Below are 25,597 nucleotides of genomic sequence, written 5' to 3' on the forward strand. Positions count from 1 at the left end.
CGGACGAGGTGACGCTGTCCAACGAGGACGACGGCATCGCGGTGGTCCTGGAACGGCTCTTCGGCTGACGGCCGGTCTGCCGGTGGGCTCCGGGGACGGACCCCCGCGCCTCAAACGCCGGCGAGGCTGAAATGGCCCTCCGGGCAGTCCAGCCCCCTCTGGCGGACGCGGCGGGGCAGATCCAGCCCCGCCGGCGTTTGAGGCGCGGGCTCCGGGGACGGAGCCCCAGGGCGCCCGGCAGGGCGGCTGTGCCGCGGCCGGCTAGCCCGCGCTGCGCGGCAGCCGGCGTTCCCAGGTGCGGTGGAAGACCACCTCGTCGCCCTCCCGGCACACCACCTCGTTCGACGTCATGAAGCCGCCCGCGTCGCACGCGATCTCCGACCGCGTCTCCACCCGCACGTCCCACCCCAGCTCTGGCCGGTGCAGCCGGATCCGCCACTCCGAGCGGGTGCGGGCGGAGAGCGGGTCCCCGTCGGCGATCTCGTACTCCTCCACCGCGTCCTCGCCGTACTCCAGCCCGTCCGGGTACACCCGCGTGCCCCCGTACCGCGGGTCCACCTCCAGCCGCCACACCCCGCGCGCCACGTCCCGTACGACCAGCCGCTCCGGCCGCGGTTCGTCCAGGGTGGCCGGGTAGGCCACGCCCAGCGGCTCCGACTGTTCCGGGGCTTCGAAGACGATCCCCTCGTCCGCGGGGGAGGCCGTCCGGACCGGGAGGGTCAGGACGCTGCCCGCCGGGTCCAGGATCCAGCCCGCCTCCGAGCCCGCCCGCGGCCAGATCCACGGCCAGTACGCGGACGACAGCGCGAGCCGGATGCGGTGCCCCGGCGGGAAGGAGTGCCCGATGCCGTTCAGCTCGAAGGTGACGTCCTCGTACGAGCCGACGGGCCACGGCACCGCCCGGTCCCGGCCGTGCCGCGCGGACAGGTTCAGCGCGCCCCTGGTGACCAGCGTCGACGCGCCGTCGGGCGCTACGTCGCACAGCCGGGCCACGACCTGCCCGTACGGCACGTCCAGGCGCAGCCGCAGCGTCACCGACGGCCGTCCGAGGATCTCCACCGTCTCCGCGTCGGGCCCGCTGCCCACCGGGAACTCGAAGCACGCCGACTTCGCGTCCTCCTCCCGCTGGTCCGGCGGCAGGTCCGCGTCGTTGCCGAAGGGGAAGAGGCGGCCCGCGTCCAGCCCGGTGTGCTGCGGGGAGGCGACCACCACCGGCGCGCCCTGCAGCCCGTACGGCACGGGGACGACGGAGGCCGGGGGCCAGCTCCGGTCGCCGACCCAGCGGCCCGGCAGCTCCTCGTACACCGTGGCCGGCGGGTGCGACTCGCTGATCCAGGAACGCAGCAGCGGCTCGCCCATCACGCCGTCGTCGCCCGTGCCGGAGGCGCGGTCGGAACCGGGCCCCAGCCAGTGGTCCCACCAGCGCAGGGTCTCCTGGAGGAAGCCGATCGCCGGGCCCGGCGCCAGCCCCCGGTCCGGGTACTGGTGCGACCAGGGCCCGATCAGGCCCCGGACGCGCGAGTGCGGCAGGTGGGAGACCAGCCGCAGCACGGTGTCCCGGTACGGGTCGTGCCAGCCGCCCACCGCGAGGACCGCCGCGCGGATCGCCGAGTAGTCCTCGCAGACGCTGCCGTGGCGCCAGTACGCGTCGCGGGTCTGGTGCGAGAGCCAGGTGTGGACCAGGGGTTCGACCGATTCCAGCCGGTCCAGCCACTGCTGGCGCCAGCCGTCGCCGACGTACCGCGGGTCCGGCGGCCGGGAGGCGAAGGCCAGCATGGTGGCCGCCCACGCGTGCATGTCGACGGCGAGGACCGAGCCGCCCATGTAGTGCCCGTCGTTGTCGAAGCGGTCGTCGCTCGAACAGACCGTGACGACCGCCTTCAGCGGTGCGGGGGCCAGGGCCGCGATCCGGAGGGAGTTGCAGCCGCCCCAGGAGATCCCGAACATGCCCACCGAGCCCGTGCACCAGGGCTGCGCCGCCAGCCACTCCACCACTGCGACCCCGTCGGCCAGTTCGCGGGCGTCGTACTCGTCACCCGGACGGCCCCCGCTGCAGCCGTGGCCGCGCACGTCCACCCGTACGGAGGCGTAGCCGTGGCCCGCGTACCAGGGGTGGCGCTCCCAGTCGCGGGGCGCGGTCCAGTCGGTGAGCCGGTACGGGAGGTACTCCAGCAGCGCCGGAACCGGCTCGTCCGTGACCGGGCGCCAGACCCGGGCGTACAGCTCGACACCGTCGGGGAGCGGGATCCGGACGTCCTCGCGGGTGGTCTCGTACGGGAACTCGGTACGGATGATCATTCGGCAGCCACCTCGGTGGACGTCAGCGGGCCCCGGCGAAGTGCGACAGCTCGCCGGGAAGCCGAAGCCCGGGATCGATCCGCGGGCTCGTCCGCATCGGCCGCAGTTCTGGACAAAACGGATTCCCCGGTTGTTTCGGCTTCTCATGAACATACCGGTGCGGTTCGGGCGGTGCGCGGATGACGCCGGACGGGCCCTCTCCGTGATCGAAAACAGACCCGATACGCTGGGTTGAGTGATGGCAGCGACACGACGACGATCCAGGTGGTCGTCAGCGTGATCGTCAGCAGACAGGAGTACCCCTCGTGACCGTCGTCGGGCCGTTCGGACTGAGCGTGCGGGACCAGGCTCTTGAGACCGATGTCCAGGCCGGACTGGCCGCCGTCGAGGCGGGTCTGCTGGAAGCCACCAAGAGCGAAGTCCCCTTCATCACCGAAGCCGCGCAGCACCTCGTGCGCGCCGGAGGCAAGCGCTTCCGGCCGCTGCTCGTGATGCTCGCCTCCCGGTTCGGCGATCCGTACGCGCCGGGGATCGTGCCCTCCGCCGTCGTCGTGGAGCTCACGCACCTCGCCACGCTGTACCACGACGACGTCATGGACGAGGCGGACGTGCGCCGCGGTGTGGCCAGCGCGAACACCCGCTGGGGCAACTCGGTGGCCGTGCTGACGGGTGACTTCCTGTTCGCCCGCGCCTCGCACATCCTGGCCGACCTCGGCCCCGAGGCCGTACGCATCCAGGCGGAGGCCTTCGAGCGGCTGGTCACGGGCCAGATCCTGGAGACGGCCGGGCCGCGCGACGGCCGCGACCCCGTCGCGCACTACCTCGACGTCATCGCCGGCAAGACCGGCTCGCTCATCGCCGTCTCCGGCCGCTTCGGCGCGCTGATGTCCGGCGCCGACGAGTCCGTCGTCGACATCCTCACCCAGTACGGGGAACGGCTCGGCACCGCCTTCCAGCTCGCCGACGACGTCCTCGACATCGCCTCCGACGCGCACGAGTCGGGCAAGACCCCGGGCACCGACCTGCGCGAGGGCATCCCCACCCTGCCCGTGCTGCGGCTGCGGGAGATGGCGGCCAAGGGCGGGAACCCGGACGACCTGGAACTGGTGTCCCTCCTGGACGGCGACCTCACGGACGACGCCCGCCACGCCGAGGTGCTGACCAGGCTGCGCGCGCACCCGGCCCTGGAGCAGGCCCGCCGCGACACGATCCAGTACGCGCAGGACGCGCGCGCCATGCTCGCGCCGCTGCCCGAGAACTTCGCGAAGTCGGCCCTGGAGGAACTCTGCGACGCGGTGGTGCACCGCGCCGGCTAGTCCCGACGAGTACCGGAACGGGCCCCTCCGCCCACCGACCCCTACGGGTCGGGGTGGAGGGGCCCTTCCCGTGTCATCCCACGGTCGTACGCGCAGTTGCGTCCGGGGGGTGACGCCCCGGCGCCGCCGTTTTGGTCAGATGGAGTCATCAACCCCACCAGATCGGGTGAGCGCGGCGACACGGGGGTCGCCGCCTTGGACACAGAGGGCAGGGCACTGACATGGCAGCGAACACGAACACTTCTCGCAAGGTCGCCCGGTACGCAGTACCGGTGGCGGTGGCGGGTGTGGCCGCGGCGACCGTGGCGTTGGTCCCGGCCCTCGCCAACGCCGCGGGACCCGACCTGCCGAAGGTGACGGCGCAGCAGCTGATCGAGAAGATCGCCGCTTCCGACGTGGAGCAGCTCTCCGGCACCGCCAGGATCAGCACCGACCTGGGTCTGCCGAAGCTCGCGTCGGGCCTGCTCGGTGGCGGCGGCGTCGCCGGCGGCTCGGCCAACCCGGAGGACAAGGTCGCGCAGCTGGCGAACGGCACGCACACCTTCCGCGTCGCGGCCGACGGCCCGGACCGCCAGAAGCTGACGTTCCTCGACGGCAAGGACGAGTACAGCCTCATCCACAACGGCGACGACGTGTGGGGCTACGACTCCAAGTCCAACGAGGTCTTCCACGAGAAGAACCCGGAGGCCGGCAAGGGCGCGGAGCACAGGAAGGGCGAGGGGCTCCCGGCCTCCCCCCAGCAGCTGGCCCAGGACGTGCTGAAGGCCGCCGGCCCGACCACCGACGTCGGTGTGGGCGACACCGTGCAGGTGGCCGGCCGGGACGCCTACCAGCTGGTGCTCAAGCCCAAGCAGAGCGGCTCCACGGTCGGCTCGGTCCAGATCGCGGTCGACGCGAAGAACGGCGTGCCGCTGCGCGTGCAGCTCCTCTCCAGCCAGGGCGGCAAGCCGATCGTGGACGCGGGCTTCACCAAGGTGGACTTCGCCAAGCCGTCCGCCGACACCTTCGCCTTCACCGCGCCGAAGGGCGCCAAGGTGACCGAGGGCGCGGACGGGCACGGCAAGGGCGAGAAGGGCAAGGCCGGGTCGGACGAGCACTGGAAGGGCGCTCTTGACTCCTTCCCGGGCCTCGGCGGCCTGATGGACGGTGCCGCGCCCGGCGCGAACGGCAAGGGCGGTGACGTGAAGGTGCTCGGCGAGGGCTGGGCGACCGTCGCGCGCATCGACTCCGGCGCGGGTAAGGGCCTGAAGGAGCTGGAGAACGACAAGAACGCGCCGAAGGAGGCCAAGCAGTTCCTGAACTCCCTCGGCGACAAGGTCACCGGCACGTTCGGTGAGGGCCGCGTCCTGTCCACCCGTCTGGTCAACGCCCTGATCACGGACGACGGCAAGGTCTACGTCGGCGCGGTCACCAAGGACGCCCTGGTGAAGGCGGCCGACGCCAACAAGTAACCCCGTGTAGCCGGGGTGTTCGAAGGGTGGGCCGGGACTGTGTCCCGGCCCACCCTTCTGCCGTGGCGGTGCCGCGTACAGCGGCCCCGCTGTACGGTGGGGGGATGTCGAGACACGTGACCATCCGCCTGGACGAAGAGTTCCACGAGCGTCTGAAGGCGCGTGCGGCGGCGCTCGGGACCACGGTCACCGCACTGATCACCGAGGTCACGGAACGCGAACTCGACGAGGACCGGAAGAACTTCCTCTCCGGCATCGAGGAGTTCGCGGACCACTGGGGCTACTTCCAGGAGCGGTTCGGCAATTGAAGATCACCATGGAGTGGGCATGGACCGCCCTGGCCCACCACCTCCCCTCCGACCCCGCGGTGTGGGACCCCTCCGGTGTCGCCGCCGCGGTCGCCCGGCACCAGAACGACCTCGTCCTCGTGCCCGAACAGCCCGCCCCGGACACCGCGTGGCGGGCCGCGGCGTTTCTGCACACCCTCGCCGTGTGCCCCGCCCTGGAATCGCCGATGAACGAGTTCTACGCGGCCGCCGCGACCCGCTCGTACCTGCGCGTCGCCGGGGCGAAGCAACTGCCGTCGCCGGAGGAACTCGGCGACCTGGTGGAGGCGGCGAAGCTGGGCCGCGCTGACGTCGCCGCCGTGGCACAGGAGTTGCGCGCCCGGATCGAGGAGCCCCTGTCGGCCTCGCTGCCGGGGCGCGCGGAGGACGCGTAGCGGCAATGGCGCGAGGGCCCCGGCGCGATCCGAGGGGATCGCGCCGGGGCCGCCGGTCCGCCGGAACGGGCTAGAAAGTGATCTTCCAGCTGTTGATGTAGCCGACGTCCTGTGCGGCCAGGTCCTTGACCTGGAGCTTCCAGACCCCGTTCGCGACCTCGCTGGAGGCGTTGACGGTGTACGTCTGGACGAGGTTGTCGGCGCTGCCGCCGCTGCGGTTGTGCAGGTTGTAGACCGTGCCGTCCGGGGCGACCAGGTCGACCACCAGGTCACCGCGGTAGGTGTGGACGATGTTCACGTCGACCTTGGTGGTGGCGGGCGCGTTGCCCGTGACGCCGGAGACCGTGATCGGCGAGGTCACCGCGGCCCCGGGGGAGTCCGGGATGTTCACGTCGGCCGTGTTCTCGAAGGACGGGCCCGGCGGGACCGGCGTGGCCGCCCCGAGGTTCCAGATCGCGTAGGCGATGGCGTCGGAATTGCGGTCCAGGGCGGTGTCGTCGATGTTCGACAGCGAGTCGCACGAGGAGTGGTAGCAGCGGTCGAAGGCCTGGCCCGACGTGCCGCCCCACTTCTGCGCCTGCGCGGCCGTCTTGGTGTAGTCCGCGCCGGAGAACAGACCGCCCACCGGTATGCCCGCGTTCTTGAACGGGGCGTGGTCGGAGCGGCCGTCGCCCTCGGTCTCGATCTCGGTCGGGATGCCGAGGCCCGCGTAGTAGTTCTTGAAGGTCTGCTCGATGGTGGGGTCGTCGTCGTAGACGAAGTAGCCCGGGTTCGGCGAGCCGATCATGTCGAAGTTCAGGTAGCCGGAGATCTTCGCCTTCTCGGCGGCCGGCAGGTTGTTGACGTAGTACTTCGAGCCGACCAGGCCCAGCTCCTCCGCGCCCCACCAGCCGAAGCGCAGGTGCTTCGTGGGCTGGAGCTGCGCACGGGACACGGCGAGCGCGGCCTCCAGCACGGCGGCCGAGCCGGAGCCGTTGTCGTTGATGCCGGCGCCGCCGGTCACCGAGTCCAGGTGCGACCCGGACATCAGGACCGAGTTCGGGTCGCCGCCCGGCCAGTCGGCGATCAGGTTGTAGCCGGTCGCGCCGCTGTAGGTGAAGGTCTGCAGCGTGGTGGTGAAACCGGCCGCGTCGAGCTTGCCCTTCACGTAGTCGATCGACGCCTTGTAACCGGTCCGGCCGTGGGCCCGGTTCCCGCCGTTGTTGGCGGCGATGGTCGAGAGCTGCGACAGGTGGGCCTTGACGTTGGCCAGCGGGATGTCGGGCGGGGTGGGCGCAGCGGTCACCGCGGTGGGGGCGGCGAGCGCGGCGGGGGCGGTGGCGGCGAACAGGCCCGCGACCGCGACGGCGGTCACGGCGGCCAGGCGCCGGGAGACGGACAGGCTCATGTGGGGGCTCCGGAATTCCGCGGGGATGAAACGGAACGAGCGGTATAGAGCGGGTGAGCGTTAGTGCGTCAGTGCGAGCCTGATGTTGAGTGAAAGCGTGACTGTCCGTCAAGACCACAATTCGGTCAGGGCAGTTCGGAAAACGGACGGTCCCCGGTACGTGGGTTTCGTACCGGGGACCGTGACAGGGGTGAGGCGTGTGATGCGGAGGGCTAAGCCGGTTCGCGCGCCGGAGCGGTGGCGGCGACGGGAGCCGCTTCGAGCGCCGCCCGCGAGCGCCGCGCCGTGCGCAGCGCGTCCCAGGTCAGGAGGGCGAGCGCGGCCCAGACCAGGGAGAATCCCACCCAGCGCTCGGGCGGCATGGCCTCGTGGAAGTAGAGGACGCCGAGCCCGAACTGGAACACCGGCGCCATGTACTGGAGCAGTCCGAGGGTGGACAGCGGCACGCGGATGGCGGCGGCCCCGAAGAACACCAGCGGGACCGCGGTCACCAGGCCGGTCGCGGCGAGCAGAGCGGAATGCGCCGCCCCCTGCGTGGCGAAGGTGGACTGCCCCTGGGCGCTCAGCCAGACCAGGTAGCCGAGCGCGGGCAGGAACAGTACGGCGGTCTCGGCGGTCAGGGACTCCAGGCCGCCCATGTTGAGCTTCTTCTTGATCAGCCCGTACGTGGCGAAGGAGCAGGCCAGGACCAGTGAGATCCACGGCGGCCGCCCGTACCCGACGGCCAGCACGAGGACGGCGGCGAAGCTGATGCCGACCGCCACCCACTGCGCGCGGCGCAGCCGCTCACCGAGCACCAGCACCCCCATCGCGATGCTGACCAGGGGGTTGATGAAGTAGCCGAGGCTCGCCTCGACGACGGCGCCGTGGTTGACGGCCCAGATGTACAGGCCCCAGTTCACGGAGACGATCGAGGCGGCGAGCGCGGTCAGGCCGAGCTTGCGGGGCTGGCGCAGCAGCTCCCGCATCCAGCCCCAGCGGCGCAGCGCGAGCAGTGCCACTCCGACCACGGCCAGGGACCACACCATGCGGTGGGCGAGGATCTCGACCGCCCCGGAGGGCTTGAGGAGCGGCCAGAAGAGGGGGACGAGCCCCCACAGTCCGTACGCGCCGAATCCGTAGAGCAGACCCGCGCGCTGCTCGCTCTGTGCCTCCACGGGCCCTCCTGTACGACTTTTCGGCCAATCTCTCGAAGGTAGCGCCGCACGGCTCGGATGTCACGACCGTTACGGGGAGATACTCATGACATTGCCGTGACGGCACGAAGAAGCCCGGACCTCCTGTGCGGGAGGCCCGGGCCTGCTTCCTGCTTCTTCCTGCTTCTTCCTGCTGCCGGCGCGTGGGCCGGTCAGCCGACGACGGTCCAGGTGTCGTTGCCGGTCAGCAGGGCGCCGAGGTCGCCCTTGCCCTTCTGGTCGACGGCCGTGTCGAGCTGGTCGGCCATCAGGGTGTCGTAGACGGGCCGCTCGACGCTGCGGAAGACGCCGATCGGGGTTTGGTGCAGGGTGTCGGGGTCCGCCAGGCGGGAGAGCGCGAAGGCGGTGGTGGGGCCGGCGGCGTGTGCGTCGTGCACCAGGACCTGCGACTCGTTGTCCGAGGTGACCTCGACGACGCGCAGGTCGCCGGTGGCCTGGTCGCGGACGACGCCCTTGTGTCCGTCCACGCCGAAGCGGATCGGCTGCCCGTGTTCCAGGCGGATCACGGCCTCCTGGGCCTGCTCGTTGTCCTTCAGGACCTCGAAGGCGCCGTCGTTGAAGATGTTGCAGTTCTGGTAGATCTCCACGAGGGCGGTGCCCTGGTGGTCGGCGGCTTGGCGGAGCACCTCGGTGAGGTGCTTGCGGTCGGAGTCCACCGTCCGCGCCACGAAGGAGGCCTCCGCGCCGATCGCCAGCGACACCGGGTTGAAGGGCGCGTCGAGCGAGCCCATCGGCGTGGACTTGGTGATCTTGCCGAGTTCGGAGGTGGGTGAGTACTGGCCCTTGGTCAGCCCGTAGATCCGGTTGTTGAACAGGAGGATCTTGAGGTTGACGTTGCGGCGCAGGGCGTGGATGAGGTGGTTGCCGCCGATGGAGAGCGCGTCGCCGTCGCCGGTGACGACCCAGACGGAGAGGTCGCGGCGGGAGGTGGCCAGGCCGGTGGCGATGGCGGGGGCGCGTCCGTGGATGGAGTGCATCCCGTAGGTGTTCATGTAGTACGGGAAGCGGGAGGAGCAGCCGATGCCGGAGACGAAGACGATGTTCTCCTTCGCCAGGCCCAGCTCGGGCATGAAGCCCTGGACGGCGGCGAGGACGGCGTAGTCGCCGCAGCCGGGGCACCAGCGGACTTCCTGGTCCGACTTGAAGTCCTTCGCGGACTGCCTGGCCTCCGCCTTCGGGACCAGGGAGAGCAGCTTGGGAGCGTCGGTCACCTCAGTCATTGATGGCCTCCTTGAGAACCGTCGCGAGCTGCTCGGCCTTGAACGGCATTCCGTTGACCTGCGTGTACGACTGCGCGTCCACCAGGTATTTGGCGCGGACCAGGCTCGCGAGCTGCCCGAGGTTCATCTCCGGCACCACTACCTTCTGGTAACGCTCCAGGACCTCCCCCAGATTCCTCGGGAAGGGGTTGAGGTGGCGCAGATGGGCCTGGGCGATGGGGGTGCCGGCGAGCCGCAGGCGGCGGACGGCGGCGGTGATGGGGCCGTAGGTGGAGCCCCAGCCCAGGACGAGGGTGCGGGCGCCGTCCGGGTCGTCGACCTCCAGGTCGGGGACCCGGATCCCGTCGATCTTGGCCTGACGGGTACGGACCATGAAGTCGTGGTTGGCCGGGTCGTAGGAGATGTTCCCCGTCCCGTCTTGCTTCTCGATCCCGCCGATGCGGTGTTCGAGACCCGGGGTACCGGGCACGGCCCACGGCCGCGCCAGGGTCTGCGCGTCCCGCTTGTACGGCCAGAACACCTCGGTGCCGTCGGCCAGCTCGTGGTTGGGCCCGGTCGCGAACTGCACCTTCAGGTCCGGCAGGTCCGCGGTCTCCGGGATCCGCCAGGGCTCGGAGCCGTTGGCGAGGTAGCCGTCGGAGAGCAGGAACACCGGCGTCCGGTACGTCAGCGCGATCCGCGCCGCGTCCAGCGCCGCGTCGAAGCAGTCCGCCGGGGTGCGCGGGGCGACGATCGGCACCGGCGCCTCGCCGTTCCGCCCGTACATCGCCTGGAGCAGGTCGGCCTGCTCGGTCTTGGTCGGCAGCCCGGTGGACGGGCCGCCGCGCTGGATGTCCACGATCAGCAGCGGCAGCTCCAGCGACACCGCCAGCCCGATCGTCTCCGACTTCAGCGCCACACCCGGCCCGGAGGTGGTGGTCACACCCAGAGCCCCGCCGAAAGCGGCCCCGAGCGCCGCGCCGATCCCGGCGATCTCGTCCTCGGCCTGGAAGGTGCGCACGCCGAAGTTCTTGTGCCTGGACAGCTCGTGCAGGATGTCCGAGGCCGGCGTGATCGGGTACGAGCCCAGGTAGAGCGGCAGATCCGCCTGCTGGGAGGCGGCGATCAGCCCGTACGACAGCGCCAGGTTCCCCGAGATGTTGCGGTACGTACCCGTCGGGAAGGCGCGGGTCGCGGGGGCGACCTCGTAGGAGACCGCGAAGTCCTCGGTGGTCTCGCCGAAGTTCCAGCCCGCCCGGAACGCGGCCACGTTCGCCTCGGCGATGTCCGGCTTCTTCGCGAACTTCTGTCGAAGGAAGTTCTCCGTGCCCTCCGTCGGCCGGTGGTACATCCACGACAGCAGACCCAGCGCGAACATGTTCTTGCTGCGCTCCGCCTCCTTCCGCGACAGCCCGAAGTCCTTCAGGGCCTCCACCGTCAGCGTCGTCAGCGGGACGGGGTGGATGTTGTAGGCGGAGAGCGATCCGTCTTCCAGCGGAGAGGTCTCGTACCCGACCTTCGCCATCGGACGCTTGGTGAATTCGTCGGTGTTGATGATGATCTCGGCGCCGCGCGGGACGTCGGCGATGTTGGCCTTCAGGGCGGCCGGGTTCATCGCGACCAGCACGTTCGGGGCGTCGCCGGGCGTGAGGATGTCGTGGTCCGCGAAGTGCAGCTGGAACGACGACACGCCGGGCAGGGTGCCGGCAGGGGCCCGGATCTCGGCGGGGAAGTTCGGCAGCGTGGAGAGGTCGTTGCCGAACGACGCCGTCTCCGAGGTGAACCGGTCACCGGTGAGCTGCATGCCGTCACCCGAGTCACCCGCGAATCGGATGATCACACGATCGAGTCGGCGTACTTCCTTGCCGCCCGGGCTCGCCGGGGTGCGCTGTCCACCGACAACCGCACCCCCAGCCCCGTCGGCCTGCTCGGCTGGGCTGCTGACCTGGCTGGTCACTGAACTGGACCTCCTTCGAGGCGTGGGCTCCCCCACGGAACCCACCCTACGTCCGCAGGGAGGGCTTCCAGGGGAGCGACCACATTCTGGACCGTCGGACCGCCGCTTGAGACGGCCCGGCCGGTATGCCGTAAGTGCCGCATCTGCCGTACCTGACAGAGTGTCAGTGGATCAAGATTTGAGGTAGGTGAGAACGGCCAGAACACGCCGGTGATCCCCGTCACTCGGCGAGAGGCCCAGCTTCATGAAGATGTTGCTGACGTGCTTCTCGACGGCACCGTCGCTCACCACCAGCTGCTTCGCCACGGCCGAATTGGTACGCCCCTCGGCCATCAGCCCGAGCACTTCGCGTTCGCGCGGGGTCAGTCCCGCCAGCACGTCCTGCTTCCGGCTGCGCCCGAGCAGCTGGGCGACGACCTCCGGGTCCAGTGCGGTACCGCCCCGGGCCACGCGTACCACCGCGTCCAGGAACTCTCTTACCTCGGCTACCCGGTCTTTGAGCAGATAGCCCACCCCGGTCGTGGAACCGGCCAGCAGTTCGGTGGCGTACTGCTCCTCCACGTACTGCGACAGCACGAGCACGCCGATGCCCGGATGGTCGCGCCGCAGCCGCACGGCGGCCCGTACGCCCTCGTCGGTGTGCGTCGGCGGCATCCGCACATCGGCCACCACCACGTCCGGCAGCGCATCCTCGGCCGCCAGGTCCGCCACCGTCTTGATCAGGGCTTCCGCGTCCCCGACGCCGGCCACGACGTCATGCCCCCGGTCGGTCAGCAACCGGGTCAGGCCCTCACGCAGCAGCACCGAGTCCTCGGCGATGACCACCCGCACCCTGTCGTCCACGATTCCGCTGCCCCCGCGTCCACTCGTTCCCACAACTCCCTGACTGGGCCAAGCATCCCAGCATCGCCGGCGTTTGAGGCGATCTTTGGGCAGTCCTCGACACACGGCGTGGGCCGAATCCAGCCCTTCCGGCCTGTGCGAGCCCGGTGCGGGGCGGGGGAAACGCGAGCGGGACCCCCGTCCACCCGGACGGGAGTCCCGACGAGAACCGAGACGACAACCGAGACGAGAACCGAACAGAACCGCCAGCGACTACCGGCCGCGCCCCCGCCACGGCAGCTCGGCCGTGACCACCGTCCCCTCCCCGGCGGGGGAATCCACCACCAGCACCCCGTCCACCGCGTCCAGCCGCTCCGCGAGCCCCGCCAGCCCCGCCCCCCGGGAGACGCCGGCCCCGCCCGGCCCGTCGTCCCGGACCTGGATCAGCAGCCGCTCCCCGGACTTCCACACGTCCACGCCCGCCCCCCGCGCCTGCGCCCCCGCGTGCTTGCTCACGTTCTGCAGCAGCTCCGACACCACGAAGTACGCGATCCCCTCGATCGCCTCCGCCGGCCTGGCCGGCAGATCCACGGCCACCCGTACGGGCACCACGCACCGGGCCGCCACCGACGACAGCGCCGCGTCCAGCCCCCGGTCCGTCAGCACCGCGGGGTGGATCCCGCGCGCGAGGTCCCGCAGCTCCTGGAGGGCGATCTTCACCTCCCCGTGGGCCTCGTCCACCATCCGCACGGCCGCCCGCGGGTCCTGCGCGAGCTTCTCCTTCACCAGCCCCAGATCCATCGGCCGCGCCGCCAGCCGCGCCTGGGCCCCGTCGTGCAGGTCCCGCTCGATGCGCCGCAGGTCGGCCGCGGCCGTGTCCACGACGACGCCCCGGTCGGACTCCAGCTCGCTCACCCGGTGGTCCAGACGGGACGCCCCGAGCAGCCCCGCCACCAGTACCCGGTCCACGGTGGTCAGGGCCCGGATCACGTACGGCGTGGCGAGTGTGAGGGCCAGCCCGGTGGCGGAGGTAAGGGCGATCGCGAGGGGCGAGTCGAGAACGAAGGAGTAGTCGTCGTCCTGGAAGACGATCAGCCCCGACTGGCTGGTGTAGGCCGGGAAGACCCAGAACCACAGCGGGTACAGCAGGAAGCCCCACCCGTACGCCCAGAACGTCAGTGCCAGACAGAAGCCGAACACCGCCCACGGGAAGTGGATCACGGAGTACAGCGCGTGCCGCCAGGCGCTCCCGCTCTTGAGCAGCGCCCCCATGGCGGCGAGCGGCCCGCTCTTCCCGGGCCGGACGCGCGCGGGGGCCGCGATGTCGACCCGCAGCAGGTGCCGCACCCGGGCGCGCTCCACGTGCCCGAACCCGCGGCACATGGCGAGTACGCCGGCCAGGACCGGAATGCCGAGGAAGGTGACCAGCAGCCCGGCGCCGAGGCTCACCCCCGCGACGGCGAGCGAGAAGTACACCGTGCTCAGCGGCAGCCCCACCAGCAGGTACCCGAACTCCCGCCAGGTCCGCCCCTCGACGGGGGCCCGCAACACCGCCCCGAAGCCCGTCCCGTTCCCCATGATCCCGCCCCGTCCTTCCCGTCCGCCGATACCCCACCACCCTGTCGCCCGGGGCCCACCCGAACCATCCGGCGAGTAGGCGTCCCCACCGGGGGGTTAACCCCACCCCGCCGTTTCAGCCCCTCCGGCGTTTGAGGAGCGGGGTGCGGGGCGGAGCCCCGCGTAGCCCGGGCGCAGCCCGGGGCGGCTCACGCCACCGCGCCGCACCCGCAAACGCGGACGGGACTCCCGCCCACCCTGGACGGGAGTCCCGAAAACAAAGCACCGCAGCGACTACCGGCCGCGCCCCCGCCACGGCAGCTCCGCCGTGACCACGGTCCCCTCCCCGGCGGGGGAGTCCACCACCAGCACCCCGTCCACCGCCCCCAGCCGCTCCCCGAGCCCCGCCAGCCCCGACCCCCGGGAGACGTCCGCCCCGCCGCACCCGTCGTCGGACACCCGGATCATCAGCCGCGCGTCCGCCCGCCACACCTCCACGCTCGCACCGCGAGCCCGGGCGTGCTTGCTCACGTTCTGCAGCAGCTCCGACACCACGAAGTACGCGATCCCCTCGATCGCCTCCACCGGCCGCTCCTCCACCGGCAGGTCCACCAGCACCTTCACCGGCACCACGCACCGGGCCGCCACCGACGACAGCGCCGCGTCCAGTCCCCGGTCCGTCAGCACCGCCGGATGGATCCCGCGCGCCAGGTCCCGCAGCTCCTGCAGTGCCAGCTTCACCTCCCCGTGAGCCTCGTCGACCATCGCCGCCGCGCCCTCCGGGTCCTCCAGCAGCTTCTCCTTCGCCAGTCCCAGCCCCATCGCCAGCGCGACCAGCCGCGCCTGGGCCCCGTCGTGCAGGTCCCGCTCGATGCGCCGCAGGTCGGCCGCGGCCGTGTCCACGACGACCCCCCGGTCGGACTCCAGCTCCGCGATCCGCCGCTCCAGCTCGTCGGAGGGCGACAGCAGCCCCCGTACCATCGCGCGGTCCACGTTCGCCATTCCCCGCACCAGGTACGGCAGCACCGGCCACAGCACGAAGAGGCCGGTCAGCGCTACCGTGAAGGTGAGCACCCCCCAGGGCAGCCGGATCAGCTGGTACAGCACCGTCCGCCAGCCGACCGGGTCCTTGATGCTCGTCCACAGCCAGGGGAAGAATCCGCCGGACCGATTCGGTCCGGGGATCGGGGTCGGCTCGTCCACCCGTACGCCGAGCAGCGCGCGGGCACGGGCCCGGTCCAGCCGTCCCAATTGCCGAGACAAATAGAGTCCGCCTGCCAGCAGCGGAACTCCGACAGCCGTCACGGAAAGGCCCCCCGTGCCGGAGACCATGACAACCGTGTAAACGAATCCGATGATCGCCACCGGCAGATTCGTCACCAGATGGGCGATCTCCTTCCACGTCACGGCGCTGAAGACGGCGCGTACCGGGGGAGGCCGATCGTTGTCGGGGGTGTCAGGGCTCGTGGTCATGGGCCACAGCCTGCCAAGCGGACCCCCCTGATGCCATGGGGTGGCCGGGGTGCTGTGAACGGGGGATAACCCCACCCCGTGTGAGGCAGGCCCTAGACTCCCGTCCGTAACAGATCGTCGACAGTGGCCGAGGAGCGAGGAACGGACGTGCCTGAACCGACGGTATCGACCGTAACCGTGCTCGCGGCGGACTACTTCCGGAGTTATTCGGTCGTCGGCCTCCTGGCCGCGCTCGGTGTGCTCTTCGTGGCCGTCGCCTTCGGCGCCGGCCGCCTCCTGCGCCCCGTCGTCCCGACCGCAGAGAAGCTGCTGACGTACGAATGCGGTGTGGACCCGGTGGGCGAGGGCTGGGCGCACACCCAGGTCCGCTACTACGTCTACGCGTTCCTCTACGTCATCTTCGCCGTCGACTCGATCTTCCTCTTCCCGTGGGCGACGGTGTTCGGCGCCGCCGGTTACGGCGCCACGACCCTGGTCGAGATGTTCATCTTCCTGGGCTTCCTGGCCGTCGGCCTGCTCTACGCGTACAAGAAGGGCGTCCTCGAATGGACGTGACACCGGCCGTTCCCCAGACCGTGACGTCGCCTGAGGGCATGCTGCTCCCCGAGCCGAAGCGCCTCGGGGTCCTCTCCCGGCTCGCCCCGGAACCGATGAAGGTGGTCCTGAACTGGGGCCGCCGGTACAGCCTGTGGGTCTTCAACTTCGGTCTGGCCTGCTGCGCGATCGAGTTCATCGCCGCGTCCATGGCCCGGCACGACTTCATCCGTCTCGGCGTGATCCCCTTCGCGCCCGGCCCGCGCCAGGCCGACCTGATGATCGTCTCGGGCACCGTCACGGACAAGATGGCCCCGGCCGTGAAGCGGCTCTACGAGCAGATGCCGGAGCCCAAGTACGTCATCTCCTTCGGTGCCTGCTCCAACTGCGGCGGGCCGTACTGGGACTCGTACTCGGTCACCAAGGGCGTCGACCAGATCATCCCGGTCGACGTCTACGTGCCCGGCTGCCCGCCCCGCCCGGAGGCGCTGCTCCAGGGCATCCTCAAGCTCCAGGAGAAGATCGCCCGCGAGTCGCTGGCCGAGCGCTACGCGGCCGGCCCGTCCGTCGCGCAGCTGAAGAGCGGCCTGGTCACGCCCCCGCCCACCCCGGGAGCCGGCGCATGAACCTCTACGACTCCCTGCCCGACGCGGCCGCGACGGTCTTCGGTGAGGAGGCCGTCGGCTCGTCCGCGTACGACCTCCTCACGGTCGACGTCCCGGTCGGCTCGTGGATCTCCTCCCTCGAGATCGCCCGGGACAAGCTGGGCTGCACGTACTTCGACTGGCTGAGCGCGGTGGACGAGCCGGGCACCGGCTTCCGCGTCTGCGCCCACGTCGTCGCGCTCGAGAACCGCCGGGTGCGCCGGCTGCTCCTGCGTACGACGGTCCCGCACTCGGCGGCGTCCCTGCCGTCCGCCGTCGCCGTCTACGCCGGTGCGGAATGGCACGAGCGCGAGACGTTCGAGATGTTCGGGATCACCTTCACCGACCACCCGCACCTGGTCCACCTGCTCCTCCCCGAGGAGTTCGAGGGCCACCCCCTGCGCAAGGACTTCGTCCTGGCCGCGCGCGTCGCCAAGGCCTGGCCAGGAGCCAAGGAGCCGGGCGAGGCGCACGACCCGGACGCGCCGAAGCGCCGCCAGATGCTCCCGCCGGGCGTCCCGGACCCCAATGACTGGGGCCCGCTGAAGGGCCAGCTCCCGCCGGCCCCCGCCCGCCCGGCCCGCACCCCGCGCGGCGCCGGAGCGGCCGCCCGCGAGGGTGCCCCCGCCCGCCGCGCCCGCTCCGTGGCGGACGGCTCGGCCACCCAGGCCACGGAAACCCCGGCCGCCCGCCCGGCCCGCCGCACCCGCTCCGTATCCGACGGCTCGGCCAGCCAGGCGGGCGGAGCCACCCCGGCGGCCCCGGCCCCCGGCCCGGCGACGGAGAACGTGCGCCCGGCCCCCCGCAGCGCGGACGCGCCCTGGCACGACCCGAAGCCGGCCTTCGACGAGCCCGCCACCCCGGCCGCCCCGCCGGAGGCGACTCGGCGCGACCCGAAGCCGGCCTTCGACGAGCCCGCCGCCCCGGCCGCCCCGCCGGAGGCGACTCGGCGCGACCCGAAGCCGGCCTTCGACGAGCCCTCGCCGCAACCGACCGCCCCGCCGGAGGCCGCCGCCGAACCGGCCACCGAACCGGCCACCGAACCCAGGCCCGAACCCAGGCCCGAACCCAGGCCCGAACCCAAGACCGGACCCGAGACCGACCCCACCCCCGACAACGGAGGCGACGCGTGAACGACGTCCTCGACGTCGCCCTGCGGCTGATCGTCGTCTTCGCCGTCTTCCTCGTGCTCCCGCTCGTCGTCGGGCAGACCGAGCACAAGGTGATGGCCCACATGCAGGGCCGCCTCGGCCCGATGTACGCCGGCGGCTTCCACGGCTGGGCCCAGCTCGTGGCCGACGGCGTGAAGTTCGCGCAGAAGGAGGACATCGTCCCGGCCGACGCCGACCGGCGGATCTTCCAGCTCGCCCCCGCCGTCGCCCTGCTGCCCTACCTCCTCGTCCTCGTCGCCATTCCGATCGGCCCCGGCGAGGGCGCCGTCGGCCAGGTCATCGACGCGGGCCTGTTCTTCGTGCTGGCCGTCATGGGCGTCGGAGTCCTCGGCTCCCTCATGGCCGGCTGGGCCTCCGCGAACAAGTTCTCGCTCCTCGGCGGCCTGCGCACCGCCGCCCAGCTGCTCGCCTACGAGCTCCCGATGCTGCTCGCCGCCGCCTCCGTGGCCATGGCGGCCGGGACGGTCTCCATCCCCGGCATCGTCGAGAGCTTCCAGTGGTGGTGGCTGCCCTGGCAGATCGTCGGCGCGCTCGTCTTCTTCACCGCCGGCCTCGCCGAACTCCAGCGGCCCCCCTTCGACATGCCCGTCGCCGACTCCGAGATCATCTTCGGCGCGTACACCGAGTACACCGGCCTGCGCTTCGCGCTCTTCCTGCTCGCCGAGTACGCCGGCATCGTCGTCCTCTGCGCCCTCACCACCGTCCTCTTCCTCGGCGGCTGGCACGGCCCCTTCGGCTCCGGCGACTTCGGCTGGGTCTGGACCCTCCTCAAGACCGCGGTCCTCGCCTTCCTCGTGATCTGGCTCCGCGTGAGCTACCCGCGCCTGCGCGAGGACCAGCTCCAGAAGCTCGCCTGGACCGTACTCATCCCGCTCGCGCTCGCCCAGATCGCGCTCACCGGCATCGTGAAGGTGGCGATCCAGTAATGCCCATCCCCGGATCCGGCCTCGCCAAGGGCCTGGCCGTCACGCTGCGCACGATGACGAAGCGCTCGCACACCGCCCAGTACCCCGAGGTCCAGCCGCAGCTCCCGCCCCGCTCCCGCGGGGTCATCGGCCTGTTCGAGGAGAACTGCACGGTCTGCATGCTCTGCGCCCGTGAGTGCCCCGACTGGTGCATCTACATCGACTCGCACAAGGAGACGGTCCCGGCCGCCACCCCCGGCGGCCGCGAGCGCAGCCGTAACGTCCTCGACCGTTTCGCCATCGACTTCTCCCTCTGCATGTACTGCGGTATCTGCATCGAGGTGTGCCCCTTCGACGCCCTCTTCTGGTCCCCCGAGTTCGAGTACGCGGAGACGGACATCCACGAACTGACCCACGAGCGCGACAAGCTCCGCGAGTGGATGTGGACCGTCCCGGCCCCGCCCGCGCTGGACCCGGCCGCCGAGGAGCCGAAGGAGATCGCCGCGGCCCGCAAGGCAGTCGAAAAGGCCGAAGCCGCCGCCGCTGCGGCAGCCGCCGAAGCCGAAACCACCCACCCCGCCCCCGGCACCCCCGCCCCCGGCACCCCCGCCCCCGGCACCTCCGGCCCCGGCACCCCCGGCCCCAGGACCCCCGGCCCCGGGACCCCCGGCCCCGGGACCCTCGGCACCGGGGCCGCCGCGGGCCCGGGCTCCGAGCCCGGTTCCGGCGATGCACCCGGCACGGGAACCGGCACCCCCGAGACCCCGGCGGGAGGCGCCGCCTGATGTACGCCGCCCACCTCGCCGCAGCCGCAGCCGCAGCCGCAGCCGCGGGCGCCCCGGCGCCCGGACCCGGCTTCCTCTCGCCGACCGGCGTCGAGATCGCCTTCGTCCTCGTCGGCCTCGCCACCTTCGGCGCGGCCCTCGTCACCGTCACCACCCGGCAGCTCGTGCACGCGGCCCTGTGGCTGGTCGTCGCGCTCGGCGGTATCGCCGTCGAGTACCTGCTGCTGACCGCGGAGTTCATCGCCTGGGTCCAGGTGCTGATCTACCTCGGTTCCGTGGTCGTCCTCCTCCTCTTCGGACTGATGCTCACCAAGGCGCCCATCGGCCGCTCCCCGGACGCCGACTCCGGCAACCGATGGATCGCCCTCGGCGTCGCCGGCATCGCGGCCGTCGCGCTCGTCTGGGTCGTCGTCGACGCCTTCCGGACGACCTGGATCGACCTCGACGGCCCGGTCCAGGGGTCGACGAAGGTCTCCGGCGAGATCCTCTTCCAGCACTGGGTGCTGCCCTTCGAGGCGCTCTCCGTCCTCCTCCTCGCGGCCCTGATCGGCGCCGTCGTGCTCTCCCGCAAGACCGACCCCGTCGACCCCACCGCCCCCACCGACCCCAACGGCCCCGCCGACGCCGGCGACAAGAAGGGGCAGCGCTGATGCACCTCGCCTACCCCGCCGTGCTCGCGGCGCTCCTCTTCTGCACGGGCCTGTACGGAGTGCTCGCCCGCCGCAACGCCATCCTGGTCCTGATGTCCGTCGAGCTGATGCTCAACGCCGTCAACCTGAACCTGGTCGCCTTCGACGTCTGGCTGCGCGACACCCTGCACGCCGGCCAGGCACTCACCCTCTTCACCATCGCGATCGCCGCCGCCGAGATCGGCATCGGCCTCGCGATCGTGCTGATGGTGTACCGCAACCGGGGCACCTCGGACGTCGACCGCCTGCGCGACACCGCCGAAGGCCACGAGCCCGAAGGCCACGAGCCCACCCCGAACCACCGGAGCGAGGTCACCGCGTGAGCACGACGACCCTCGCCGTCCTCGTCCCCCTCCTCCCCTTCCTGGGCGGGGTCGCGGGACTCCTCCTCGGCCGCACCGCGCCCGGATTCGTCCGGCCGCTCGCGATCCTGCCGACGCTCGCCACCGCCGTACTGGCGGTGCTCGTCGCCGTCCGCCAGGGCGGCGGCAAGGCCGTCGACGCGTCGACCCTGCTGACCCCGACCGGCTCGGTGCCGATCGAGCTCTCGCTCCACGTGGACGGCTTCGCCGCCCTGGTCGCCGTCCTCGTCGGAGTCGTCGCCACGTGCGTACAGCTCTACTCGACGGCCTACCTCCGCGAGGACCCGCGCTACCCCTCGTACGCCGGTCTGGTCTCACTGTTCACCTCCGCCATGCTGCTCGTCGTCTACACCGGCGACCTGATGGTGCTGCTGGTCGGCTGGGAGATCATGGGCATCTGCTCGTACTTCCTGGTCGGGCACTACTGGGAGACCGAGGCGGCCCGCTCCGCCTCCCTGAAGGCCTTCCTGGTCACCAAACTCGGTGACGTCCCCTTCCTCATCGGCCTGTTCGCGCTCGCCGCCGACGCCGGCTCCTTCGAGATCACGAAGGTGCTCGGCACCGTCGCCGCGGGCGGACTCGACCACCCGACCCTGATCGCGCTGCTCCTGCTCGCCGGAGTCGCGGGCAAGTCCGCGCAGTTCCCGCTGCACACCTGGCTCCCGGACGCCATGGCGGGCCCCACCCCGGTCTCCGCGCTGATCCACGCCGCGACGATGGTCGCCGCCGGTGTCTACTTCGTCGCCCGTCTCCTCCCCGTCTTCGCGGCCTCCGCCGCCGCGCTGGTGGTCATGGCCGTCATGGCGGCCGTCACGATGGTGGGCTCCGGCCTCGCGGCCCTCGCCCAGGACGACATCAAGCGCGTCCTCGCCTACTCCACGGTCGGCCAGCTCGGCTACATGACCGGCGCCCTGGCCGTCGGCGACCGCGGCGCCGCCGTCTTCCACCTCCTGTCCCACGGCGCCTTCAAGGCGCTCCTGTTCCTCGGCGCCGGCGTGATCATCCACGCCGCCGGGACGAACTCCCTGGCCGCCATGTCCCGCATGGACGGCCTGGCCAAGCGCATCCCCGACGCCTTCTGGACGATGACGATCGCGCTGCTCGCGCTCGCCGCGATCCCGCCGTTCGCCGGCTTCTTCTCCAAGGAAGCCGTCCTCGTCGCCGCCGAGCAGACCGCGACGGGCCACTCGGAGTTCGCCCCCGGCAGCGCCGGCTGGGTGGTGCTGATCGCCGGCGTGCTGACCGCCCTGCTCACCGCCGCCTACGCCACCAGGCTGTGGCTGATGGCCTTCCACGGCCGGGGTGCGGCCGCCCCCGACCACGGCAAGGAGCCCATCGCCATGACCGGCGTGCTGTGGCTGCTCGCGGTCCCCACGATCGGCCTCGGCCTCGCGGCGGACTCCCTCGCCGACTGGTTCGACGGCAGGGAACTCACCCCGACCCTGGTCACCTCGGTCCTCGGCACGGGCGCGGCGGTCGTCGGCGTGATGCTCACCTACGCCCTCTGGCAGCGCGCCACGGCCAAGGCCGCGGCAGCGGCGGCCACCACCCCGGCCGTCAACGGCGTCGCGGCCGCGGCAGCCGTCGCCGCCACCGTCGCGGAGTCCGCCGCGGAAGCCCCCGAGGTGGCCGAGGTGACGCACGAACACCCCGCCGTCGCGGCCGGCCCCGCCGCCGACCCGGGCAAGGTGCTCCTCGGCCCCCTGCACCGGCACGCGGCCGTCGGCTTCCACCTCGACGCCGTCTACGACCACCTCTTCGTCCGCCCCGTCCGGGCCGCCGCGAGCCTGGTCCGCTTCCTCGACCGCGAGGTCGTCGACACGTACGTCCGCGGCGCGGGCACCGCCCCCCGGCTGTTCGGCAGCCTCGTCCGCCGCGCCCAGACCGGCAACGTGCAGAGCTACCTGAGTGCCCTGTTCGCCGGTGCCGTGGTCCTGGCGATCGCCACCGCCGTCCTCGCCAACATCAACGCCGGATCGTGAGCCGAGAGTCAGCCGTGATCGATATCAGCCCGTCCGTGATGCAGTTCCTTCTGGCGTTCGCCGTGGCCGCACCGCTCCTCGGCGCGGTCGCGGCCCTCCTGCCGGCCCCGCCCGGCCTCAAGGGCAAGAGCCCCGAACAGGCCGTGCTCCGCCACGGCGTGACCGTGACCGGCGTGATCCTCGCCGCCGTGATCGCCCTCACCCTGGGCTTCGACCACGACACCCCGTCCCGCTTCCAGGCGACGACGGACATCAGCTGGATCCCGGCGCTGAACGTCCGGATCCACCTCGGCGTCGACGGCATCTCGCTCCCCCTCCTCCTGATGACCGCGCTGCTGTTCTTCCTCTGCGCGCTCTACAGCTACTTCAAGCTCCCCGCAGGCCCTTCCCCGAAGGCCTTCGTCGCGCTGCTCCTGGTCCTGGAGTCCGGCACCCTCGCGACCTTCGCCGTCCTCGACCTGCTGCTGTTCTTCCTCGCCTTCGAGATGGTCCTCATCCCGATGTACTTCCTCATCGCCCGCTGGGGCGGTGCTCAGCGGCAGGCCGCCGCCTGGAAGTTCATCCTCTACACGCTCCTCGGCTCCGTGGTCATGCTGCTCGGACTGCTGCTGATCGGACTGAACAGCAGCACATTCGACATGGTGACGCTCGCCACTGACAACGGCCGCGAACTGTCCCACACCACCCAGCTCCTCGCGGTCCTCGCCATCGGCATCGGCCTCGCCGTGAAGACCCCGATGTGGCCCCTGCACAGCTGGCTGCCCGACGCCCACACCGCCGCCCCGACCGTGGGCTCCGTCCTGCTGGCCGGCGTCCTGCTCAAGATGGGCACGTACGGGTTCGTCCGCATCCTGCTGCCCGCCACCCCCGACGGCATGGCCGCCCTCGCCCCCTACCTGGGCGCCTTCGCCGCCGTCGGCATCGTCTACGGGTCGCTCGCCTGCCTCTCGCTCGCCCGCCAGGGCAACAAGGGCGACCTCAAGCGGCTCATCGCGTACTCCTCCGTCGGCCACATGGGCTTCGTCCTGCTCGGCATCGCCTCCATGACCCCCACCGGAGTCAACGGCGCGCTGTTCGCGAACATCGCCCACGGCCTGATCACCGGCCTGCTCTTCTTCCTGGTCGGCGCCCTCAAGGACCGCTACGGAACCGCCGACCTCGACACCCTCTCCGGAGTCACCGGCGCCGCCCTCTACGGCCGCGCCCCCCGCTTCGGCGCGTTCCTCGCCTTCGCCGCCGTCGCCTCCCTCGGGCTGCCCGGCCTCGCCGGGTTCTGGGGCGAGATGCTGTCCCTCTTCGGCGCGTTCGACCCCGCCGAGGGCCTGCCCCGGCCGGCGTTCCTCACGTACATGGCCTTCGGCGCGTTCGGCACCCTGCTCACCGCCGCCTACCTGCTGATCGTCGTACGGCGCGTCTGCATGGGCGACCCGAAGTCCGGTCCCGAGCTCGTCCTCGCGGACGTCCAGCGCTACGAGTTCGCCGCCTGGACCCCGCTCGCCGCCCTCACCGTCCTCGCCGGCCTGTGGCCCGCGGTACTGCTCGGCCTCACCGACCCGGCCGTCCAGAAGCTCCTCGCAGGAGGCAACTCATGACGGCCCTCACGGTCCTCGCCGCCGCGCCTTCGGCGCAGACCCCCAGCCTCGTCCAGTCCGTCGACTGGCTCGCCATCGCGCCCGTGGTCGTCCCCGCCGCCGTCGCGCTGATCGTCCTGATCGCGGACCTCTTCGTACCCGAGCGCCGCAAGCCGCTCCTCGGGTGGATCTCCGTGGCCGGCCTGGCCGCCGCGACCGTCGCCCTGCTGCCGCTGCGCGCCGGCGACCGCTCCACCTTCTGCCTCGGCTCCGACCCGGCCGCCTGCAGCTACACGGCCGACCACTTCACGCTCGTCATCCAGTTCCTGGTCCTGGCCGGCGCCCTGGTCACCGCCCTGCTGTCGGTCACCGCCGTCCGCGACGCGCGCATGCCCGGCGGCGAGTACTGGTTCCTGCTGCTGTCCTCCGCGGCCGGCGCCGCGCTGCTGCCGGCCTCCCGCGACCTCGCCACCCTGATCGTCGCCCTCGAAGTCGCCTCGCTGCCGGCCTTCGCCCTCGTCGGCATGCGCCGCGGCGACCGGCTCTCCTCCGAGGCCGCCCTCAAGTTCTTCCTGTCCTCCGTCACCGCCACCGCGGTGTCCCTGATGGGCGTCAGCTTCGTCTACGCCGCCACCGGGACCCTGCACCTCACCCAGGTCGCGGACCGGCTCGAAAGCGTCCCCGGGCAGCTCGACACCGTCGCCATGGCCGGCGTCGCGCTCACCCTCGTCGGCTTCGCGTTCAAGACCGCGGCCGTCCCCTTCCACTTCTGGGTTCCCGACACCTACGTCGGCGCCCCCCTGCCCATCGCCGGGTACCTCTCGGTGATCGGCAAGGCCGTCGGCTTCACCGGCCTCATCCTCGTGACGGTGATCGCCTTCCCGGCGTACTCCGACATCTGGGGACCGGCCCTCGCCGTCCTGGCCGCGCTCACCATGACCGTGGGCAACGCCGCCGCCCTGCGCCAGTCCCCGGACCGCCCCAACAGCGCCGTGCGGCTGCTCGCCTGGTCCTCCGTGGGCCAGGCCGGCTACCTCCTGGTCCCGATCGCCGCCGCCGCGTACTCCGACCGCGACCAGATCGGCTCCACCGTCGCGTACGCCCTCATGTACGCCGTCGTGAACCTCGGCGCCTTCGCCGTCGCCGCGCTCGTCGCCCGGACGAAGCCGCTCCACCGGATCAGCGACTACCGCGGCCTGTACGCGGAGCGCCCGATGGCCGCCCTGGCGATGGCCTTCTTCCTGCTCTGCCTGGCCGGCCTGCCGCCGGGCATCATCGGCCTCTTCGCCAAGGTCGTCGTCTTCCAGTCCGCCGTCGAAGCGGGCCTCGGCTGGCTCGCCGTGATCATGGCGGTCAACGTCGTCGTCGCCCTCTACTACTACCTGCGGTGGACCGCGACCCTCTTCCGCGCGCCCGAGGGCGCCGAAGGCGTACAGGACGCCGCCACGGCCCGCACGAAGGCCCCCTGGCCGGTCACTGCGGCCATCGCCGTCACCGCCGTCACGGCCCTCGTCCTCTCGGGCGCCCCGCAGCTCGTCCTGCGCTTCGCGTCGAGCAGCCTCTTCCCGCAGTAGCC

The 25,597-nt window shown here is 71.7% G+C and carries 22 protein-coding genes; 14 read left to right on the plus strand and 8 right to left on the minus strand.

Features of this window, described 5'->3' with window-relative positions:
- Positions 1-261: 261 nt before the first annotated feature.
- The gene (locus tag ACZ6Y1_RS21140; RefSeq protein ID WP_469631797.1) at positions 262-2,298 is read right to left on the minus strand and encodes a CocE/NonD family hydrolase; all 2,037 of its coding nucleotides are present in this window, start codon (positions 2,296-2,298) and stop codon (positions 262-264) included.
- 305 nt (positions 2,299-2,603) lie between these two features.
- On the opposite strand from ACZ6Y1_RS21140, the gene ACZ6Y1_RS21145 reads away from it, so the two are divergent.
- From ACZ6Y1_RS21145 to ACZ6Y1_RS21160, 4 genes are all read left to right on the plus strand, one after another.
- Complete coding sequence (locus tag ACZ6Y1_RS21145) at positions 2,604-3,614, plus strand: polyprenyl synthetase family protein (protein ID WP_469631799.1); 1,011 nt, start codon at positions 2,604-2,606, stop codon at positions 3,612-3,614.
- A 221-nt stretch (positions 3,615-3,835) separates the two neighbouring features.
- Positions 3,836-5,065: a LolA family protein gene (locus ACZ6Y1_RS21150; protein ID WP_469631802.1), complete on the plus strand. Its 1,230-nt coding sequence runs from the start codon at positions 3,836-3,838 to the stop codon at positions 5,063-5,065.
- A 104-nt stretch (positions 5,066-5,169) separates the two neighbouring features.
- On the plus strand, positions 5,170-5,373 hold the full coding sequence (locus ACZ6Y1_RS21155; protein WP_225884906.1) for a ribbon-helix-helix domain-containing protein: 204 nt from the start codon (positions 5,170-5,172) through the stop codon (positions 5,371-5,373).
- Positions 5,370-5,786 carry a hypothetical protein gene (locus ACZ6Y1_RS21160; protein WP_469631807.1) on the plus strand — a complete coding sequence of 139 codons (417 nt, stop codon included), beginning with the start codon at positions 5,370-5,372 and terminating at the stop codon, positions 5,784-5,786. Before ACZ6Y1_RS21155 ends, ACZ6Y1_RS21160 begins: the two co-directional genes overlap by 4 nt.
- Before the next feature lie 70 nt (positions 5,787-5,856).
- Here ACZ6Y1_RS21160 and ACZ6Y1_RS21165 read toward each other — a convergent pair whose 3' ends face one another.
- The 7 genes from ACZ6Y1_RS21165 to ACZ6Y1_RS21195 all read right to left on the minus strand — a co-directional run bounded on the left by ACZ6Y1_RS21165 (position 5,857) and on the right by ACZ6Y1_RS21195 (position 15,377).
- Positions 5,857-7,173, minus strand: a complete 1,317-nt coding sequence (locus ACZ6Y1_RS21165; protein WP_469631809.1) for a M28 family metallopeptidase — start codon at positions 7,171-7,173, stop codon at positions 5,857-5,859.
- Between the two features lie 212 nt (positions 7,174-7,385).
- Positions 7,386-8,330 (minus strand): EamA family transporter RarD, encoded by a 945-nt coding sequence (gene rarD, locus ACZ6Y1_RS21170; protein WP_469631812.1) that lies wholly within the window; start codon positions 8,328-8,330, stop codon positions 7,386-7,388.
- Positions 8,331-8,521: 191 nt separating this feature from the next.
- A complete protein-coding gene (locus tag ACZ6Y1_RS21175) occupies positions 8,522-9,589 on the minus strand; it encodes a 2-oxoacid:ferredoxin oxidoreductase subunit beta (protein WP_469631816.1) in 1,068 nt (355 codons plus the stop codon).
- On the minus strand, positions 9,582-11,525 hold the full coding sequence (locus ACZ6Y1_RS21180) for a 2-oxoacid:acceptor oxidoreductase subunit alpha (protein ID WP_469631819.1): 1,944 nt from the start codon (positions 11,523-11,525) through the stop codon (positions 9,582-9,584). Before ACZ6Y1_RS21180 ends, ACZ6Y1_RS21175 begins: the two co-directional genes overlap by 8 nt.
- A 171-nt stretch (positions 11,526-11,696) precedes the next feature.
- The gene (locus ACZ6Y1_RS21185; RefSeq protein ID WP_376662516.1) at positions 11,697-12,356 is read right to left on the minus strand and encodes a response regulator transcription factor; all 660 of its coding nucleotides are present in this window, start codon (positions 12,354-12,356) and stop codon (positions 11,697-11,699) included.
- Positions 12,357-12,620: 264 nt separating this feature from the next.
- Positions 12,621-13,925: a sensor histidine kinase gene (locus tag ACZ6Y1_RS21190; RefSeq protein ID WP_469631822.1), complete on the minus strand. Its 1,305-nt coding sequence runs from the start codon at positions 13,923-13,925 to the stop codon at positions 12,621-12,623.
- 273 nt (positions 13,926-14,198) lie between these two features.
- Positions 14,199-15,377, minus strand: a complete 1,179-nt coding sequence (locus ACZ6Y1_RS21195) for a sensor histidine kinase (protein WP_469631826.1) — start codon at positions 15,375-15,377, stop codon at positions 14,199-14,201.
- 147 nt (positions 15,378-15,524) lie between these two features.
- Here ACZ6Y1_RS21195 and ACZ6Y1_RS21200 point away from each other — a divergent pair, with 147 nt between their 5' ends.
- The 10 genes from ACZ6Y1_RS21200 to ACZ6Y1_RS21245 are packed head-to-tail and all read left to right on the plus strand — an operon-like array spanning position 15,525 to position 25,595.
- Complete coding sequence (locus tag ACZ6Y1_RS21200) at positions 15,525-15,932, plus strand: NADH-quinone oxidoreductase subunit A (protein WP_469631829.1); 408 nt, start codon at positions 15,525-15,527, stop codon at positions 15,930-15,932.
- Positions 15,923-16,537, plus strand: coding sequence for an NADH-quinone oxidoreductase subunit B (locus tag ACZ6Y1_RS21205; RefSeq protein WP_469631832.1), 615 nt, complete (start codon positions 15,923-15,925; stop codon positions 16,535-16,537). The genes ACZ6Y1_RS21200 and ACZ6Y1_RS21205 overlap by 10 nt, the downstream gene beginning before the upstream one ends.
- On the plus strand, positions 16,534-17,688 hold the full coding sequence (locus ACZ6Y1_RS21210; protein ID WP_469631836.1) for an NADH-quinone oxidoreductase subunit C: 1,155 nt from the start codon (positions 16,534-16,536) through the stop codon (positions 17,686-17,688). Before ACZ6Y1_RS21205 ends, ACZ6Y1_RS21210 begins: the two co-directional genes overlap by 4 nt.
- Positions 17,685-18,653, plus strand: coding sequence for a complex I subunit 1/NuoH family protein (locus tag ACZ6Y1_RS21215; RefSeq protein ID WP_469631838.1), 969 nt, complete (start codon positions 17,685-17,687; stop codon positions 18,651-18,653). Before ACZ6Y1_RS21210 ends, ACZ6Y1_RS21215 begins: the two co-directional genes overlap by 4 nt.
- On the plus strand, positions 18,653-19,417 hold the full coding sequence (locus tag ACZ6Y1_RS21220) for a NuoI/complex I 23 kDa subunit family protein (protein ID WP_469631840.1): 765 nt from the start codon (positions 18,653-18,655) through the stop codon (positions 19,415-19,417). The genes ACZ6Y1_RS21215 and ACZ6Y1_RS21220 overlap by 1 nt, the downstream gene beginning before the upstream one ends.
- A complete protein-coding gene (locus tag ACZ6Y1_RS21225) occupies positions 19,417-20,067 on the plus strand; it encodes an NADH-quinone oxidoreductase subunit J family protein (RefSeq protein ID WP_469631844.1) in 651 nt (216 codons plus the stop codon). The genes ACZ6Y1_RS21220 and ACZ6Y1_RS21225 overlap by 1 nt, the downstream gene beginning before the upstream one ends.
- A complete protein-coding gene (nuoK, locus tag ACZ6Y1_RS21230) occupies positions 20,067-20,429 on the plus strand; it encodes an NADH-quinone oxidoreductase subunit NuoK (protein ID WP_469631847.1) in 363 nt (120 codons plus the stop codon). Before ACZ6Y1_RS21225 ends, nuoK begins: the two co-directional genes overlap by 1 nt.
- Positions 20,426-22,450: an NADH-quinone oxidoreductase subunit 5 family protein gene (locus ACZ6Y1_RS21235; RefSeq protein ID WP_469631850.1), complete on the plus strand. Its 2,025-nt coding sequence runs from the start codon at positions 20,426-20,428 to the stop codon at positions 22,448-22,450. The genes nuoK and ACZ6Y1_RS21235 overlap by 4 nt, the downstream gene beginning before the upstream one ends.
- Before the next feature lie 38 nt (positions 22,451-22,488).
- Positions 22,489-24,042, plus strand: coding sequence for a complex I subunit 4 family protein (locus ACZ6Y1_RS21240; RefSeq protein ID WP_469632051.1), 1,554 nt, complete (start codon positions 22,489-22,491; stop codon positions 24,040-24,042).
- Positions 24,039-25,595, plus strand: coding sequence for an NADH-quinone oxidoreductase subunit N (locus tag ACZ6Y1_RS21245; protein ID WP_469631854.1), 1,557 nt, complete (start codon positions 24,039-24,041; stop codon positions 25,593-25,595). Before ACZ6Y1_RS21240 ends, ACZ6Y1_RS21245 begins: the two co-directional genes overlap by 4 nt.
- The last annotated feature ends 2 nt before the right edge of the window (positions 25,596-25,597 follow it).

The sequence above is a fragment of the Streptomyces sp. NPDC053432 genome (genome assembly GCF_055585365.1).

Excerpts from the sequence above, each read along its gene's own strand:
- ACZ6Y1_RS21140 (WP_469631797.1), bottom strand. The coding sequence starts at position 2,298 with ATGATCATCCGTACCGAGTTCCCGTACGAGACCACCCGCGAGGACGTC.
- ACZ6Y1_RS21150 (WP_469631802.1), top strand. The coding sequence starts at position 3,836 with ATGGCAGCGAACACGAACACTTCTCGCAAGGTCGCCCGGTACGCAGTA.
- ACZ6Y1_RS21155 (WP_225884906.1), top strand. The coding sequence starts at position 5,170 with ATGTCGAGACACGTGACCATCCGCCTGGACGAAGAGTTCCACGAGCGT.
- ACZ6Y1_RS21165 (WP_469631809.1), bottom strand. The coding sequence starts at position 7,173 with ATGAGCCTGTCCGTCTCCCGGCGCCTGGCCGCCGTGACCGCCGTCGCG.
- ACZ6Y1_RS21175 (WP_469631816.1), bottom strand. The coding sequence starts at position 9,589 with ATGACTGAGGTGACCGACGCTCCCAAGCTGCTCTCCCTGGTCCCGAAG.
- ACZ6Y1_RS21190 (WP_469631822.1), bottom strand. The coding sequence starts at position 13,925 with ATGGGGAACGGGACGGGCTTCGGGGCGGTGTTGCGGGCCCCCGTCGAG.
- ACZ6Y1_RS21195 (WP_469631826.1), bottom strand. The coding sequence starts at position 15,377 with ATGACCACGAGCCCTGACACCCCCGACAACGATCGGCCTCCCCCGGTA.
- ACZ6Y1_RS21205 (WP_469631832.1), top strand. The coding sequence starts at position 15,923 with ATGGACGTGACACCGGCCGTTCCCCAGACCGTGACGTCGCCTGAGGGC.
- ACZ6Y1_RS21210 (WP_469631836.1), top strand. The coding sequence starts at position 16,534 with ATGAACCTCTACGACTCCCTGCCCGACGCGGCCGCGACGGTCTTCGGT.
- ACZ6Y1_RS21220 (WP_469631840.1), top strand. The coding sequence starts at position 18,653 with ATGCCCATCCCCGGATCCGGCCTCGCCAAGGGCCTGGCCGTCACGCTG.
- ACZ6Y1_RS21225 (WP_469631844.1), top strand. The coding sequence starts at position 19,417 with ATGTACGCCGCCCACCTCGCCGCAGCCGCAGCCGCAGCCGCAGCCGCG.
- nuoK (WP_469631847.1), top strand. The coding sequence starts at position 20,067 with ATGCACCTCGCCTACCCCGCCGTGCTCGCGGCGCTCCTCTTCTGCACG.
- ACZ6Y1_RS21240 (WP_469632051.1), top strand. The coding sequence starts at position 22,489 with ATGCAGTTCCTTCTGGCGTTCGCCGTGGCCGCACCGCTCCTCGGCGCG.
- ACZ6Y1_RS21245 (WP_469631854.1), top strand. The coding sequence starts at position 24,039 with ATGACGGCCCTCACGGTCCTCGCCGCCGCGCCTTCGGCGCAGACCCCC.